Consider the following 15,693-nt stretch of genomic DNA (forward strand, 5'->3'; position numbering starts at 1 on the left):
GGGACAAGGCGTGGCGCTCCGGCCCGCAAACTGGTCAGACCGCGCAAGGGTAAACACCGCGCTTCCCAACCTTGACTCCGTTATATCGGCTTCCTACTATCCGCCATAACAGTGCTGGTCAGACCAGTCAGAACAGTTGCTTGCTCCACCCCTGCTCAGTAGGAGACAGTCGTGACGAAGTTCTTCAATTCGCTGTTTGGCCGCGTAGTGATCGCCCTCGTACTGGGCATCGTCGTAGGCGCGGTGTTTCCGCATTTCGCCCAATCGCTGCGCCCGCTCGGCGACGGCTTTCTCAAGCTCATCAAGATGGTGATCGGGCCGATCGTGTTCTGCGTGGTCGTAAGCGGCATGGCGCACGCGGGTGACCTGAAGAAGGTGGGCCGCGTCGGCCTGAAGTCGGTGGTGTACTTCGAGGCGATGACCACCGTCGCACTCGTGATCGGCGCCGTGCTCGCGTATGTCACGCGTCCGGGCGCGGGCATGAACGTCGATCTGCACTCGCTCGATGCGGCCTCGCTTGCGACCTACACGGAGCACGCCAGGAGCCTGAAGGACACCGCGGGCTTCCTGCTGAAGATCATTCCCGACACCGCCTTCGATGCCTTCGCGAAGGGCGACATCCTGCAAATCCTCGTTTTCTCGGTGTTGTTCGGCAGCGCGCTCTCGCTGCTCGGCCCGAAGGCGCAGCGTGTGAACAGCCTCATCGACGAACTCTCGCAGGTTTTCTTCCGCGTGATGGGCTTCATCATCAAGCTCGCGCCGCTCGGCGTGCTCGGCGCGATCGCGTTCACGACCGGCACCTACGGCGTCGCTTCGCTCAAGCAACTCGGGCTGCTCGTGATCGTGTTCTACGCGAGCTGCGTCGTGTTCGTTGCGGTCGTGCTCGGCATTGTCATGCGGCTGGCGGGCTTCAACGTGTTCAAGCTGATCCGCTACCTGCGCGAAGAACTCTCGATCGTGCTCGGCACCGCTTCGTCCGACGCCGTGCTGCCGCAGATCATGCGCAAGCTCGAATGGATGGGCGTGAAGGATTCCACGGTGGGTCTCGTTATCCCGACGGGCTACTCGTTCAATCTCGACGGCTTTTCGATCTACCTCACGCTCGCCGTGATCTTCATCGCGCAGGCAACCAACACGCCGCTGTCGATGCACGACCTCATCGTGGTCGTGCTGGTGTCGCTCATTACCTCGAAGGGCGCGCACGGCATTCCCGGCTCGGCGATCGTGATCCTCGCCGCCACGCTCTCCGCCATTCCCGCGATTCCCGTGCTCGGCCTCGTGCTGATCCTGCCGGTGGACTGGTTCGTCGGCATCGCTCGCGCGCTCACCAACCTGATCGGCAACTGCGTCGCGACGGTGGTGGTCGCAGTGTGGGAGCACGACATCGACAAGGCGCGCGCCAGGCGTGTGCTGAACCTCGACGAAGGCTTTCTCTACGTGCCGGCAGGCGACAGCGACGCAGACACGGCGCTTGGCGAAAACGGTGCGCTCGGCGGCAAGCACGCGCACGCCTGACCCAGCACTCGGCATTCGTTTTCCTTCGATCAACTGAACAACCCAAGCGAACGACACCATCATGGCCATTCCGACTCTCGACCCCAATGCCCCCGCCTTCACGCGCCGCTACATGAACCTCGCCGATCCGCGTCTGGGCGCCCGCGCGCTCCACGCGAGCGACGAGTTCTTCGCGCCGAAGGAGCGCATGCTCGATCCGCAGCCCGCGGTCTTCATCCCCGGCAAGTACGACGACCACGGCAAGTGGATGGACGGCTGGGAAACGCGCCGCAAGCGCACGACGGGCCACGACTTCTGCATCGTGCGCCTCGCGCGCCCGGGCGTGATTTACGGCCTCGATCTCGACACGAGCCACTTCACGGGCAACTTCCCGCCGGCGGCTTCGATCGAGGCGTGCTACGCGCAGTTGGGCGACGACGAAACCCCCAGTGACAACGCCGACTGGCAGACCATCGTCCCGCCGACGAGCTTGCAGGGCAACCAGCACCACTACGTCGAAGTGAGCGATACGCGCGCGTTCACGCATTTGCGCGTGAATCTCTATCCCGACGGCGGCCTCGCGCGTCTGCGCGTGTACGGTCAGCCCCGGCGCGACTGGAACACGGTGGAGCGCGGCAGCCTCATCGATCTCGCGGCGATCGAAAACGGCGCTTATCTGGTCGCGGCCAACAACCAGCACTTCGGGCTCGCTTCCACGATCCTGATGCCCGGCCGCGGCGTGAACATGGGCGACGGCTGGGAAACGCGCCGCCGCCGGGAGCCGGGCAACGACTGGGCGATCGTGGCGCTCGCGCGGCCCGGCATCATCCGCAAGGTCGAAGTGGACACGGCGCACTTCAAGGGCAACTACCCGGACCGCTGCTCGCTGCAGGCGGCGACCGTGACGGGCGGTACCGACGACTCGCTCGTCACCCAGGCGATGTTCTGGCCGGAACTGCTCGCCGAGCAGAAGCTCGAAATGGACAAGCAGCACGTGTTCGAGAGCAGGATCGCGGCGCTCGGCCCGGTCACGCACGTGCGTTTCAACATCTTCCCGGACGGCGGCGTCTCGCGCCTGCGCTTGTGGGGCGAACTGGCTTAAGCGAGGAGCCGCGATGCAGATCCTGCACATGGAACCCTTGACGCGACAGGCGTTCGCGCCGTTCGGCGACGTCATCGAACTCGAAGGCGCGCGCCATTTTCCGATCAACGGCGGCACGACCGAGCGCTTTCACGATCTCGCCGCCATCGACGTGAACGAGGCGGGCGGCCGGCCCATCGTCAGCGTGTTTCGCGCCCAGCCGCGTACGTGGCCCGTCGAGATTGCGATGATGGAGCGGCATCCGCTAGGCAGCCAGGCGTTCGTGCCGCTCGGCGAAGCGGACTACGCGGTGGTGGTCGCGCCCGCGGGCGAGTTCGATCCGGCCGGCTTGCGGGCGTTCTGGGCCGGGCGCGGGCAGGGCGTCAACTACGCCAAAGGCGTCTGGCATCACCCGTTGCTCGCGTTCGGGCGCGTGAGTGACTTCGTCGTGATCGATCGCGGCGGCACGCAGCCGAACTGCGACGAGATCGCGCTCGCGCGGCCCTGGCGGCTCGCGCAAGCCGACACGGCACTCGTGCCCGCCTGAGGTCCGGCCCGTTTTTCGCCAATACCGGCTCCCCAAACGAAAACGCCACGGCAGATCTGCCGTGGCGTTTCCTTTTCTGCAGCCTGCAAGCCGCAAGCGGCGGTCAGTGCTTGCGGTGCGGGCAGTTTTCCTTCGTGCATGCGCCGTAGAGCGCGAGGGCGTGCTCCTGGAGCTTGAAGCCGCGCTCCGTGGCGATCATTTGCTGGCGCTTTTCGATTTCGGGGTCGAAGAATTCTTCAACGATGCCGCAGTCGAGGCACACGAGGTGGTCGTGGTGACTACCCTCGTTCAGCTCGAACACCGCCTTGCCCGATTCGAAGTTGCTGCGCGTGAGCAACCCGGCCTGCTCGAACTGGGTGAGGACCCGGTAGACCGTGGCGAGGCCGATATCGAGCTCCTCGTTCAGCAGGTTCCGGTAGACGTCTTCGGCGGTCAGATGGCGCACGGGGCTGTGCTGAAAAATCTCCAGGATCTTGAGGCGAGGCAGCGTCGCCTTGAGGCCGATGTTCTTGAGATCGGTTGGATTGGTCATGACGATAAGTCCCTGGAGTACAATGCTAGGTTGTTATGTTAATGCGTTTTTGCCGTTCCGGGCATTTTCGCCAGAACTTCGAACGATCTTCTACAGAATACGCGCGGCTTCGCGAAAAGCCCGCACGGTGAGGGAAATGATTCCAGAATTCACAACGATCGGCCGGCGCATGCACGGCGGCCGCCTGGCGTGCACCCTGCTGGCTGCGGCCGCGTTCGCGGCGCTCGCCGGCTGTAAAACATACGACAGCGTGACGCAGCGCGTCGCCCAGAGCATTACGCCTTACCGCATTACCATCGTGCAAGGCAATTTTGTCTCGGCGGAAGCCGCGGCGCAGATGAAGGTGGGCATGTCGCGCGCCGAGGTCAAGCAGCTGCTCGGCACGCCGCTCCTCACCGACATGTTCCATGCGAATCGCTGGGACTACATCTTCTATTTCAAGCGCGGCTCGACCGCCGTGGTCCAGCAGCGTGACTTCGTCGTGCTGTTCGAAGGCGACCGCGTAGCGAGCTGGTCGGGTGGCGAAGACCTGCCCTCGAACCTCGAATTGCTCGCCGAAATCGACGGCGACCGCACCGGCAAGAAGGCCGTCGCGGCCGCGCCGGCCTCGGGCGCTTCGGCGCCGGTGGCGGCTGCAGCAGGCGCGCCCGGGCAGGCTTCGAGCGCGACCGGCCCGACGGTTGGCGACACGGCGCGCACGCCGTCGTCCGAACTCGGCACCGCGACCAACGCACTGCCGCAGGACGCCAACGCACAGGCGGCCGCCGCCGCGAACCGCGCCACGGAAGCCGTGCAAACCCCGTCGGGCTTCACGCCGTCGGTGCGCGCGGGCAATCCGCAGTCGTCGGCGCTGCCGCAGAACGTCGGCACGATGCCCTCGCAGGTTCAGCTGCATCGTCAGCCGCAGCCGCAAATCCAGGGCGTGCCGCCGAGCAACCCGGTTGGCCCGACCGCCGGCGCGCAAGGCACAGGCGATACCAATGCGGCGCCGTCAGGCCCCGCACGGGATTCGTCGCTCGCCGCGCCGCCCACGGTGCCGGCCTCGGGGGCTGCTGCGGCTCCGAGCAACTGACCCGGCTGACCCAGCCGGTAACACAAGCAGGGCGTGGTGCGCGAGGCGTGCCACGCTTCGATTCGGCGGCCGGGGTGTCACCACCACCGGCCGCCGCGTTTTTTGGCGGCGGCGCTGCGTGGCGCCTGGTAGCACCCGGCACCGCGGCCCGCGACACAATGGCAGGAAGACTCATGAAAATCGCAATCGCGGGGGCATCGGGCCGCATGGGCCGCATGCTCATCGAAACCGTCCTGAATTCGCCCGATGTCACGCTCTCCGGCGCGCTCGTGCGCAAGGGCTCGGCCGCCGTCGGCCAGGACGCCGGCGCGTTCCTCGGCAAGGACACCGGCGTGCGCATCACCGACGACATCGAGCAGGTCTTCGCGCAAAGCGACTGCCTGATCGACTTCACGCGCCCCGAAGGCACCCTTGTGCACCTCGAGGCGGCGCAGCGCCACGGCGTGAAGATGGTGGTCGGCACGACCGGCTTCGACGCCCAGCAAAAGGCGCAACTCGGCGCGGCCGCGCAAAAGGTCGGCATCGTGTTCGCGGCCAACATGAGCGTGGGCGTGAACGTTACGCTCAAGCTGCTCGAATATGCGGCGCGCTTTTTCGAGACCGGTTACGACATCGAGATCATCGAGGCGCACCATCGCCACAAGGTCGACGCGCCCTCGGGCACCGCGCTTGCGATGGGCGAGGCCGTGGCGCACGCACTCGGCCGCAATCTCGACGAATGCGCCGTGTATGGCCGCGAAGGCGTCACGGGCGAGCGCGACCCCTCGACGATCGGGTTTTCGGCGATTCGCGGCGGCGACATCGTCGGCGATCATACGGTACTGTTCGCGGGCATTGGCGAGCGCATCGAGATTACGCACAAGTCCTCGAGCCGCCTGTCCTATGCGCAGGGCAGCGTGCGCGCCGCGCGCTTTCTGCAGGACAAGGCCCATGGCCTGTACGATATGCAGGACGTGCTCGGCCTGCGCTGAGCGTTTCCCCTACGGTCCGGCGCCTGCGCCGGACCGACAGTGAGCGAGGTCCGATGGCAGCGAGTTCCGGAGTCATTCACTATCTGCAGACGGGCGACGCGGTCACCCACGCGGTTGCGTGGGTATTGCTCGCCATGTCGGTCGCGAGCTGGTGTTTCCTCATCATCAAGAGCTGGATCCTGCTGCGCGCGAAGCGCCAGGGGCCACGCGCCATTGCGCGCTTCTGGCAGGCGCGCACGCTCGCGGACGGCGTTGCCGCCATGCGTCCGGTCGACCGCGAGCGCGTGTTCCTGCCGCTGGCTCAGGCGGCGCTCGCCGCCGAGGAAGCCGACGCGCCCGGCGTGATGCTCGCGCGCGTGGATCGCGGCGAGCGCGTCCTGCGGGCGCTGCGCGGTGCGCTGCAGGCGTCGCAGCGGCGCCTCGAATTCGGCCAGGTCCTGCTCGCCTCGGTGGGCAGCACGGCGCCGTTCGTCGGTCTGCTCGGCACCGTCTGGGGCATCTACCACGCGCTCGGCAGCATTGCCGCGAGCGGCCAGGCGATGATCGAGAACGTGGCCGGCCCGGTGGGCGAGGCGCTCATCATGACGGCCTTCGGTCTCGTCGTCGCGATTCCTGCGGTGCTCGCCTACAACGTGCTGGGTCGCCTCGTGCGCCAGCTCTGCGACGATCTCGACGGCTTCGCCCACGATCTGCACGCCTATGCCTGTGCGCCCGAAGGCGCGCCGCTGCGCCGCGAAGGTGCGCACGGCGCGATGCGCGAAGGCGCGCGCGCCGAGTCGTAGGAGGCAACGCGTATGGCATTCGGCGGACTCGAAAAGAAGCGCGATACGGCACCGATGTCGGAAATCAACATGACGCCGCTCATCGACGTCATGCTCGTGCTGCTCGTCATCTTCATCATCACGGCGCCGCTCTTCTCACACGCGATCCGGCTCGATTTGCCGAAGGTCGAGGCACAGCCGGCGCAGCAAACGGCGCAGACCGTCACGCTTTCCATCGACGCCGCCGGCAAGCTCTACTGGAACGCCCAGCCCATCACGCTGGACGAACTGCGCGCGCGCTTCACGGCAGCGGGCAAAGAGCCCGAGTCGCAGCAGCCCGAGCTGCAACTGCGCGCCGCGCGCGAGACGCGCTACGACGTGATCGCGCAGGTGATGGGTGCCGCGCAGCAGGCCGGTCTCACGCGCTTAGGCTTCGTGACCGAGCCGCCCGCCGGCGCTCACTGAAGACGCCACTGCGCACGCCGCTGAGCGCGCGCCAGTCAACGGTATAATCAACGTTTCCTTTAAAAACGGGCCCAGCGAAACCGCCGCAATCTGCCGGTATCGTGAACGGCCGGCCCGGTGCATCCGGCACCGAAACGGCCCGTTTCCAGCGTTCACCATCCACACCATGCTCGAAAAATACGTTCCCTCCGACGTCGAATCCGCCGCGCAAGGCGAATGGCGCGCCACCGACGCTTACCGGACGGCCGAGAAGACCGACAAGCCCAAGTTCTACTGCGTCTCGATGCTGCCGTATCCGTCGGGCAAGCTGCACATGGGCCACGTGCGGAACTACACGATCAACGACGTGATGTACCGTTACCTGCGCATGAACGGCTACAACACGTTGATGCCGATGGGCTGGGACGCGTTCGGCATGCCCGCCGAAAACGCCGCGATGGCCAACAGTGTGCCGCCGGCCAGGTGGACGTACGACAACATCGAATACATGAAGGGCCAGATGCAGTCGATGGGTCTCGCCATCGACTGGTCGCGTGAAATCGCCACCTGCAAGCCCGACTACTACAAGTGGAACCAGTGGTTCTTCCTGAAGATGCTCGAGAAGGGCATCGCCTACAAGAAGACCGGCACGGTGAACTGGGACCCGGTCGATCAGACCGTGCTCGCCAACGAGCAGGTGATCGACGGGCGCGGCTGGCGCTCGGGCGCGCTGGTGGAAAAGCGCGAAATCCCGATGTACTACCTGCGCATCACGCAGTACGCCGACGAACTGCTGAACGACCTCGACGGCCTCGGCTGGCCCGAGCGCGTGAAGATCATGCAGCAGAACTGGATCGGCAAGAGCTTCGGTGTGAACTTCGGCTTCCCGTACGAGCTGGATGGCGAGAAGAAGCTGCTGCGTGTGTTCACCACGCGCGCCGACACGATCATGGGCGTGACCTTTGCGGCGATCGCGGCCGAGCATCCGCTTGCCACGCGTCTCGCGCAAGGCAAGCCGGAGTTGCAGGCGTTCATCGACGAATGCAAGCGCGGCGGCGTGGCGGAAGCCGACGTCGCGACAATGGAAAAGAAGGGCGTGCCCACGGGCTTTACCGTGACGCACCCGCTCACGCACGAGCAGGTGCCGGTGTGGATCGGCAACTACGTGCTGATGAGCTATGGCGAAGGCGCCGTGATGGGCGTGCCGGGCCACGACGAGCGCGATTTCGCGTTCGCGCAGAAGTACAACCTGCCGATCAAGCAGGTCATCGCCGCAGAAGGCGAGACCTACTCGCTCGACGGCTGGCAGGAATGGTACGGCGACAAGGAACGCGCCGTTTGCGTGAACAGCGGCAAATACGATGGCCTCGCCTACACGGCGGCCGTGGACGCTGTCGCGGCCGACCTCAAGGCGCTCGACCTCGGCGACAAGCAGGTCACGTGGCGCCTGCGCGACTGGGGCATTTCGCGCCAGCGCTACTGGGGCACGCCGATCCCGATCATCCACTGCCCGAGCTGCGGCGACGTGCCGGTGCCCGAAAAGGACCTGCCGGTCGTGCTGCCGGAAGACCTCGTGCCGGACGGCACGGGCAACCCGCTCGCGAAGTCGGAAGCCTTCCTGAACTGCAAGTGTCCGACCTGCGGCGCCGACGCGAAGCGCGAAACCGACACGATGGACACCTTCGTCGACTCGTCGTGGTACTTCTACCGCTACGCTGCGCCGGATGCCGTGAACATGGTCGACGAGCGCACCGACTACTGGATGCCGATGGACCAGTACATCGGCGGCATCGAGCACGCGATTCTTCACCTCTTGTACTCGCGCTTCTGGGCGAAGGTCTCGCGCGACCTCGGCCTCGTGAAGTTCGGCGAGCCGGCGAAGAACCTGCTCACGCAGGGCATGGTGCTCAACGAAACGTTCTATCGCGAAGACGCTGCGGGCAAGAAGACCTGGTACAACCCGGCCGACGTGACCGTCACGCACGACGACAAGGGCCGCCCGATCGGCGCGACGCTCAACAGCGACGGCCAGGCCGTGGTGCTGGGCGGCGTGGAGAAGATGTCGAAGTCGAAGAACAACGGCGTCGACCCGCAGGTGCTGATCGACCAGTACGGCGCAGACACGGCGCGTCTGTTCACGATGTTCGCGGCGCCTCCCGAGCAGCAGCTCGAATGGTCGGGCGCGGGCGTGGAAGGCGCGAGCCGCTTCCTGCGCCGCGTGTGGGCCTTTGGCCACGCGAACGCCGAAGCGATCCAGTCGCGTGCCTCGTTCGACGCGGCGGCGCTCACGGACGTCGAAAAGGCGCTGCGCCGCGAAGTCTACAGCGTGCTCAAGCAGGCCGACTTCGACTACCAGCGCCTGCAGTACAACACCGTCGTATCGGCGGCGATGAAGATGCTCAACGCCATCGACGGCGCCAAGGGTGCCGGTGCGGGGGTGCAGCGCGAAACGTTCGGCGTGCTGTTGCGCGTGCTGTACCCGGTCGTGCCGCATATCGCTTTCGAACTCTGGAAGGCGCTCGGCTACGGCGATGAATACGGCACGCTGCTCGATGCACCGTGGCCGAAGGTCGACGAAAAGGCGCTGGAGCAGGCCGAAATCGAACTCGTGCTGCAGGTGAACGGCAAGGTGCGCGGCGCCGTGACGGTGGCCAAGGACGCACCGAAGGACGCGATCGAGGCGGCTGCACTTGCGCACGAGATGTTCGTCAAGTTCGCGGAAGGCCGTGCACCGAAGAAGATCATCGTCGTGCCGGGCCGCCTCGTGAACGTCGTGGTCTAACGAGGCAAACCAAGGCCATGTGAGCGGCGTAGCGCGTGCAGCACCGCGCGGCGCCGCTCAGCCGACACCGGCGACTCTGTCGCGAACCCAGGGAGTCCATGTGATTCGCAGATCGTTTCTCAGGTTGTTCCCGCTCGTGGCGGGCAGCGCGCTGGCCCTCTCGGCGTGCGGCTTCCAGCTGCGCGGCGAGGAGAACTTCGCCTTCAAGCGCCTCGCGGTCGTCGGCGCGCCGCCGCCGCTCGTCGGGCGCCTCTCGCGTATGGTCGAAGGCGGCAGCGATTCGGTGGTGGTCGACTCGGTGGCCAACGCCGACGCCGTGCTGCACATATCCGAAGGGCGCAGCTTCAGCACGCTCACGCTCAATTCACTCGGCGCAGTCGTGGAATATCAGGTCAACTATTCGCTGAACTATACGCTGACGAGACCGGATGGCAGCGTGCTGATCCAGCCGAGCGCCATTTCGCTGAATCGCGCGATGACGTACAGCGATCAGTTCTCGACCGCCAAGACGCAGGAAGCCGATCTGCTGTTCACCGACATGCAGAACGACGCCGTCGACCAGCTCATGCGGCGCCTTGCCGTGCTCAGAACGATCAACCCGACGCCCGATCAGGTCGTGCCGGGTGTCGCGCCGCGCGCACCGCTGCCGCCGCCGCCGCTGTAATGCGCGCGGTTTCCATCTACTGAGCGACCTTCGACCGAGCGCCATGCAACTGCGACCCGACGCACTCGAACCGCACCTCGCGCGAGGGCTGGCCGGCCTGTACGTCGTCTATGGCGACGAACACCTGCTCGCCCAGGAGGCGTGTGACCGCATCCGTGCGGCTGCGCGCGCGGCGGGCTTCACCGACCGTTCGGTGTTCACCGTCGAGCGCGGCTTCGACTGGAGCTCGCTCCTCGGCGCGAGCCAGTCGATGTCGCTATTTGGCGACCGCCAGCTGGTGGAGTTGCGTATTCCGTCGGGCAAGCCCGGCAAGGAAGGCGCGGACGCGCTCAAGACGCTCGCCGCTGCCTCGAATCCCGACGTGCTGATGCTCGTTACGCTGCCGCGCCTAGACGCCGCCACGCAGAAGTCTGCATGGTTCACGGCGCTGGCTGATAGCGGCGTCGCGCTGAAGATCGATCCCGTCGAGCGCACGGCACTGCCGAACTGGATCGGCCAGCGTCTGGCGCTGCAAGGCCAGCGCGTGGCGCCAGGCGAGGACGGCCGGCGCGCGCTGCAATTCGTGGCAGAGCGTGTGGAGGGCAACCTGCTGGCGGCGCATCAGGAAATTCAGAAGCTTGGGCTGCTTTATCCGCAAGGCGTGCTGAGCTTCGAGCAGATTCACGACGCCGTGCTCAACGTCGCGCGCTACGACGTATTCAAGCTCAACGAAGCGATGCTCACAGGCGACGTTGGTCGTCTCGCGCGCATGCTCGACGGGCTGCAGGGCGAAGGCGAGGCGTCGGTGCTGGTGCTGTGGGCCGTGGTCGAGGAAATCCGCACGCTGTTGCGCATCAAGCGCGGCGTGGCGGCGGGCAAGCCGCTCGCCATGCTGCTGCGCGAGAACCGCGTGTGGGGGCCGCGCGAGCGGCTCATCGGGCCGGCGCTGTCGCGCTTGAGCGAAGCGACGCTGGAGCGCGGTCTCGCGCTCGCGGCGCGCCTCGACCGCCAGGTCAAGGGGCTTTCGGGTCAATCGCGCGCGGACTGGCGCAATGCGCTGCCGCCCGATGCCTGGGACGGCCTTTTCGAACTCGCCATGACCGTGGCCGCGCCACGCGAAAGCGCACCGCAGGCGCGCGCCGCTGCCGGTGCGCGCGCCGCTGGAGCGCCACCACGCGCGCAGCCGGGTGCTCAGTCAACTGGCCCAGCCGCGGCAGCCGCCGCAGCGGCCGCGGCCCGACCGCGCACCGCAGGGCCGTCGCGCCGGCCGGGATAAAGCGTTCCGCGCTTGCCTGAACCGGCGCGTCGGCGCCTGCCTCATGCCGCGCCGCGCGGCCGGTGCACCTGCCGGGCCGCCCGGCCACGTCCAGCAAACCTTGGCGGCTGGCCTTAAAATCGGCCTGAACCGCTTTGAATCGAACCGCGCCTGGGCAGCTCATCTGACTGCGCCTCACGCGCCGCATGACGAAAGACACTATGGATATCGACCAGTACATGACCGACCTCGGCCGCCGCGCACGCAACGCTTCGCGCGCGATGGCACGAGCCACGACGGCCGCGAAGAACGCGGCGCTCGAAGCAGTGGCGCAAGCCATCGAGCGTGACGCGCAGCAGTTGAAGGATGCGAACGCACGCGACCTCGCACGCGCGAAGGAAAAGGGCCACGACGCGGCGTTCATCGACCGCCTCACGCTGTCGGACAAGGCGCTCAAGACGATGGTGGAAGGCCTGCGCCAGGTCATGGCGCTGCCCGACCCGATCGGCGAAATCAGCAACCTCAAGTTCCGCCCGAGCGGCATCCAGGTGGGGCAGATGCGCGTGCCGCTGGGCGTGATCGGCATCATCTACGAATCGCGGCCGAACGTGACGATCGACGCGGCCGCGTTGTGCCTGAAGTCGGGCAACGCGACGATTCTGCGCGGCGGCTCCGAGGCGCTCGAATGCAATACGGCGCTCGCGAAGCTGATCGGCGAAGGGCTGGCTGCGGCGGGATTGCCGCAGGATGCGGTACAAGTGGTCGAGACTGCCGACCGCGCGGCCGTGGGCAAGCTCATCACGATGACAGAATTCGTGGACGTGATCGTTCCGCGCGGCGGCAAGAGCCTGATCGAGCGCCTGATGGCAGAGGCGCGCGTGCCGATGATCAAGCACCTGGACGGCATCTGCCATGTGTACGTGGACGACCGCGCCGATCTCGCGAAGGCGCTGACCGTGTGCGACAACGCCAAGACGCACCGCTACGGCACCTGCAACACGATGGAGACGCTGCTCGTGGCGCGCGGCATTGCGCACGACGTGCTGCCGCCGCTTGGCCGCCTGTATCGCGAGAAGGAAGTCGAACTGCGCGTGGATGCTGCGGCGCGCGCGATTCTCGCCGACGCGGGCGTAGGTCCGCTCGTGGACGCGACCGAAGAGGACTGGCGTACCGAGTATCTTGCGCCGGTGCTGGCGGTGAAGGTGGTCGACACGCTCGACGACGCGATCGAGCACATCAACGCCTACGGCTCGCACCACACCGACGCGATCGTCACCGAAGACCACGACCGCGCCATGCGCTTCCTGCGCGAAGTCGACTCGGCGAGCGTGATGGTGAACGCCTCGACGCGCTTCGCCGACGGCTTCGAGTTCGGCCTCGGTGCGGAGATCGGCATTTCGAACGACAAGCTGCATGCGCGCGGCCCGGTCGGCCTGGAAGGGCTGACCTCGTTGAAGTACGTCGTGCTCGGCCACGGCGAAGGCCGTCAATAGTCACGCATCGCACGGGGCGGCGCACGGCGTAGCGCCCCGCCTCGTTGCACAATCGCTCACGAAGAAGAAAAAATAATGTCGATGCTCTGGGTCAAGACGTTTCACATCGTGCTGATCGCCTCGTGGTTCGCGGGCCTGTTCTACCTGCCGCGCATCTTCGTGAATCTCGCGATGGAAACCGAGCCTGCGGCCGTCAAGCGTCTGCTCATCATGGCGCGCAAGCTCTACCGCTTCATGACGATGATCGCCGTGCCCGCGCTGCTATGCGGACTGTGGCTGTGGCTCGTGGTGGGCATTGGGCGCGGCCAGGGCTGGATCCACGCGAAAGTGGGCGTGGTGTTGCTGCTCATCGTCTATCACGCGTACTGCGGACGTTTGCTCAAGACCTTCGAGCGCGGCGAAAACCGCCGCTCCGACAAGTGGTATCGCATGTTCAACGAGCTTCCCGTGCTCGGCATGCTGGCTGCGGTGGCGCTGGCTGTCATCAAGCCGTTCTGAATCACTGACGCACTCACGCCGCCACTGCGGCCCGTAATTCAGCTTTTTCCCGCGCGCGGGCGCCGTCAGATAGCGCCCGCTGTCTCGCGGCGCATGCGGGCCGCTACGACACGCCCGCTGTACGCCTGCTTCACGAGCACGTCAGTGAAGCGATACTCGATCGCCTCCAGGCCTGCCGCAGGTGTGTAACCGTTGATGCCGCTCGCCACGGCGATATTGTCGAGCACCTGCAAACCCGCGTCGCTCAGCACGTGCGCCCCCGGTATCCGATAAATCCCGGCGGATAGCCTGAAGTTTAATATTTATTGAAAAATACCTGACAATTGCGGATGCAATTGGGATTGATTTGTAGGATTTCTTAAAAGGCGTAGGAGATTTTTTTCATATAAAGACAAGGGCTGTTTTTCTGTAATTCGATTCCGTGTAATTGGCGAAAATAAATGGAAATTTCCTGCTGACTCTGCGGTTCTTATCTCGACCTTTGAGAACATCGCTGACTCCTGCGAACTGTTGCTATTGCCGTTGCTGATTGTGTGCCTCGGCCCTTTTTCATCGACCTTTTTGCTTTAAGAGTTCTCTTATTCTCCCTGTGACTTCGAATTCGTAAAGTTGCTCCTGTAATCGCATATTGGTCCGATAAAGCTGTAGGGAATCCCTCAGTTGCCGGAATTATCGAGCCATGGCGTGTTCGACGCAGATCGTTGGCTTTAATGGGCCAGATGATTTTCTTTATAGAAGGAAATTGCCGACAGATTGCCGCGCGCATCGGGTTGTGACGCCTGCGGGTATCACTCGGTCGGTACTCCCTCGATTCACCAGGGCCAGGAATGAACAGGACATACAAATCAGTCTGGAACGAGATCACAAGAACTTGGGTTGCAGCGGCGGAAAACGCAAAAGGCAAGTGCAAGGGCAAGGGCAACGTGAAGGCGATGGTCATTGCCGTCGCGGTGCTGGGCGTGGCCAGTCAGGCGCACGCCTATGTCGCCGGCGGGAGTGGCAACACCGCTCCGAACGACAGTGGCATTGACTCGAACCTTGCGATTGGATCGAACGCCTATGCGGCTGACACATCAAGTACGTATTTGATTCCAGGGGATGGTCGCCATCTGCGGGAGTACAACCTCGCTATCGGCGCCAGTGCCAGCGCAACAGGCGCGGGAACAATGGCAATCGGCCAATACACGCTTGCCAGTGGCCAGAATGCGGGTGTGGTTGGCTTCGGCGCCACCGCTACGGGCGCGTTTGGAACCGTGGTGGGTTCGCTCGGAACGGCAGCCGGCACCGCCAGCAGCGCGCTGGGTTACCTGACAGTAGCAAGCGGGGATTTTTCTGCCGCAATGGGCAGTTACAACAAGGCGTTGGGCTATGCGTCGGTCGCGATGGGCGCGTCGACAACTGCGACTGGCGACAAATCGGTTGCCATCGGCAGCTACTCCACGACAGTCGGTGATGGCTCGGTGGCGATAGGCAGGAGTGCCGTCGCGACCAATGCAAACGACGTGGCGCTGGGCGGTGGTGCGACCACAGCAACCGTGGTGAACACGGCGGGCGTGACGATCGGCGGCAATAGCTATTCGTTCGCAGGCACGAACGCGAAGAGTACGATCTCGGTGGGTTCGGCGGGCAAGGAGCGCACGCTCACCAACGTCGCGGCAGGCCAACTGACGGCTGCGTCGACCGACGCGGTGAATGGCTCGGAACTGTTCGCGACCAACCAGCAGGTCACGCAGAACACAACCGACATCAGCAACCTGCAGGGCGACGTCACGAACATCAACGGCCAGCTGGCCGATGCGGTGATGTACGACACGTCGACGCACGACTCGGTGACGCTGGGCGGCACGGATGCGACCACGCCGGTGGCCTTGCACAACGTGGCGGCGGGCGCAGTCTCGGCGACGAGCTTCGACGCGGTGAACGGCGCTCAGCTGTACAACCTGGCCAGCTCGACGGCGGATTCGTTCGGCGGCGGCTCGACGGTGAACAGCGATGGCTCGATCTCGAACCCGACGTATAACGTGGGTGGAGACACCTACAACAGCGTAGGTGGGGCGATTACGAACCTGGATGCCCGCGTGACACAGAACACGACCGACATCACGAACCTGCAAGGCGAC

General features: G+C 65.2%; 15 protein-coding genes. 13 read left to right on the plus strand and 2 right to left on the minus strand.

Going from position 1 to position 15,693, the window contains the following annotated elements; genetic code table 11:
* Nucleotides 1–171: 171 nt before the first annotated feature.
* From AB4Y36_RS09480 to AB4Y36_RS09490, 3 genes are all read left to right on the plus strand, one after another.
* Nucleotides 172–1,515, plus strand: a complete 1,344-nt coding sequence (locus AB4Y36_RS09480; protein ID WP_368682815.1) for a C4-dicarboxylate transporter DctA — start codon at nucleotides 172–174, stop codon at nucleotides 1,513–1,515.
* A gap of 61 nt (nucleotides 1,516–1,576) precedes the next feature.
* Nucleotides 1,577–2,596, plus strand: a complete 1,020-nt coding sequence (gene alc / locus AB4Y36_RS09485) for an allantoicase (RefSeq protein ID WP_368682816.1) — start codon at nucleotides 1,577–1,579, stop codon at nucleotides 2,594–2,596.
* A 13-nt stretch (nucleotides 2,597–2,609) separates the two neighbouring features.
* Complete coding sequence (locus AB4Y36_RS09490; RefSeq protein ID WP_342950333.1) at nucleotides 2,610–3,122, plus strand: ureidoglycolate lyase; 513 nt, start codon at nucleotides 2,610–2,612, stop codon at nucleotides 3,120–3,122.
* 103 nt (nucleotides 3,123–3,225) lie between these two features.
* On the opposite strand, the gene fur is transcribed toward AB4Y36_RS09490, so the two are convergent.
* A complete protein-coding gene (gene fur, locus AB4Y36_RS09495) occupies nucleotides 3,226–3,654 on the minus strand; it encodes a ferric iron uptake transcriptional regulator (protein WP_069268417.1) in 429 nt (142 codons plus the stop codon).
* Nucleotides 3,655–3,790: 136 nt separating this feature from the next.
* Here fur and AB4Y36_RS09500 point away from each other — a divergent pair, with 136 nt between their 5' ends.
* From AB4Y36_RS09500 to AB4Y36_RS09540, 9 genes are all read left to right on the plus strand, one after another.
* On the plus strand, nucleotides 3,791–4,726 hold the full coding sequence (locus AB4Y36_RS09500; RefSeq protein ID WP_069268418.1) for an outer membrane protein assembly factor BamE: 936 nt from the start codon (nucleotides 3,791–3,793) through the stop codon (nucleotides 4,724–4,726).
* Nucleotides 4,727–4,899: 173 nt separating this feature from the next.
* On the plus strand, nucleotides 4,900–5,697 hold the full coding sequence (gene dapB, locus AB4Y36_RS09505) for a 4-hydroxy-tetrahydrodipicolinate reductase (protein WP_368682817.1): 798 nt from the start codon (nucleotides 4,900–4,902) through the stop codon (nucleotides 5,695–5,697).
* Between the two features lie 53 nt (nucleotides 5,698–5,750).
* The gene (locus AB4Y36_RS09510; RefSeq protein WP_069268420.1) at nucleotides 5,751–6,479 is read left to right on the plus strand and encodes a MotA/TolQ/ExbB proton channel family protein; all 729 of its coding nucleotides are present in this window, start codon (nucleotides 5,751–5,753) and stop codon (nucleotides 6,477–6,479) included.
* 12 nt (nucleotides 6,480–6,491) lie between these two features.
* Nucleotides 6,492–6,923, plus strand: a complete 432-nt coding sequence (locus AB4Y36_RS09515; RefSeq protein ID WP_368682818.1) for an ExbD/TolR family protein — start codon at nucleotides 6,492–6,494, stop codon at nucleotides 6,921–6,923.
* Nucleotides 6,924–7,089: 166 nt separating this feature from the next.
* On the plus strand, nucleotides 7,090–9,684 hold the full coding sequence (gene leuS / locus AB4Y36_RS09520) for a leucine--tRNA ligase (RefSeq protein ID WP_069268422.1): 2,595 nt from the start codon (nucleotides 7,090–7,092) through the stop codon (nucleotides 9,682–9,684).
* Between the two features lie 100 nt (nucleotides 9,685–9,784).
* Nucleotides 9,785–10,348 (plus strand): LPS assembly lipoprotein LptE, encoded by a 564-nt coding sequence (gene lptE / locus AB4Y36_RS09525; protein WP_069268423.1) that lies wholly within the window; start codon nucleotides 9,785–9,787, stop codon nucleotides 10,346–10,348.
* 43 nt (nucleotides 10,349–10,391) lie between these two features.
* Nucleotides 10,392–11,603, plus strand: coding sequence for a DNA polymerase III subunit delta (gene holA, locus AB4Y36_RS09530; RefSeq protein WP_368682819.1), 1,212 nt, complete (start codon nucleotides 10,392–10,394; stop codon nucleotides 11,601–11,603).
* A 200-nt stretch (nucleotides 11,604–11,803) separates the two neighbouring features.
* Nucleotides 11,804–13,075 (plus strand): glutamate-5-semialdehyde dehydrogenase, encoded by a 1,272-nt coding sequence (locus AB4Y36_RS09535; protein ID WP_342950340.1) that lies wholly within the window; start codon nucleotides 11,804–11,806, stop codon nucleotides 13,073–13,075.
* Between the two features lie 75 nt (nucleotides 13,076–13,150).
* Entirely contained in the window at nucleotides 13,151–13,573 is a 423-nt protein-coding gene (locus AB4Y36_RS09540; RefSeq protein ID WP_342950338.1) for a CopD family protein, read from the plus strand.
* Nucleotides 13,574–13,638: 65 nt separating this feature from the next.
* On the opposite strand, the gene AB4Y36_RS09545 is transcribed toward AB4Y36_RS09540, so the two are convergent.
* Entirely contained in the window at nucleotides 13,639–13,824 is a 186-nt protein-coding gene (locus tag AB4Y36_RS09545; RefSeq protein ID WP_368605680.1) for a hypothetical protein, read from the minus strand.
* Between the two features lie 576 nt (nucleotides 13,825–14,400).
* On the opposite strand from AB4Y36_RS09545, the gene AB4Y36_RS09550 reads away from it, so the two are divergent.
* Nucleotides 14,401–15,693, plus strand: a 1,293-nt coding sequence (locus tag AB4Y36_RS09550) for an ESPR-type extended signal peptide-containing protein (protein ID WP_368682820.1), incomplete at its 3' end; no start/stop codon positions are given.

Source organism: Paraburkholderia sp. BR10936 (assembly GCF_040965735.1).
GTDB lineage: Bacteria > Pseudomonadota > Gammaproteobacteria > Burkholderiales > Burkholderiaceae > Paraburkholderia > Paraburkholderia nodosa_A.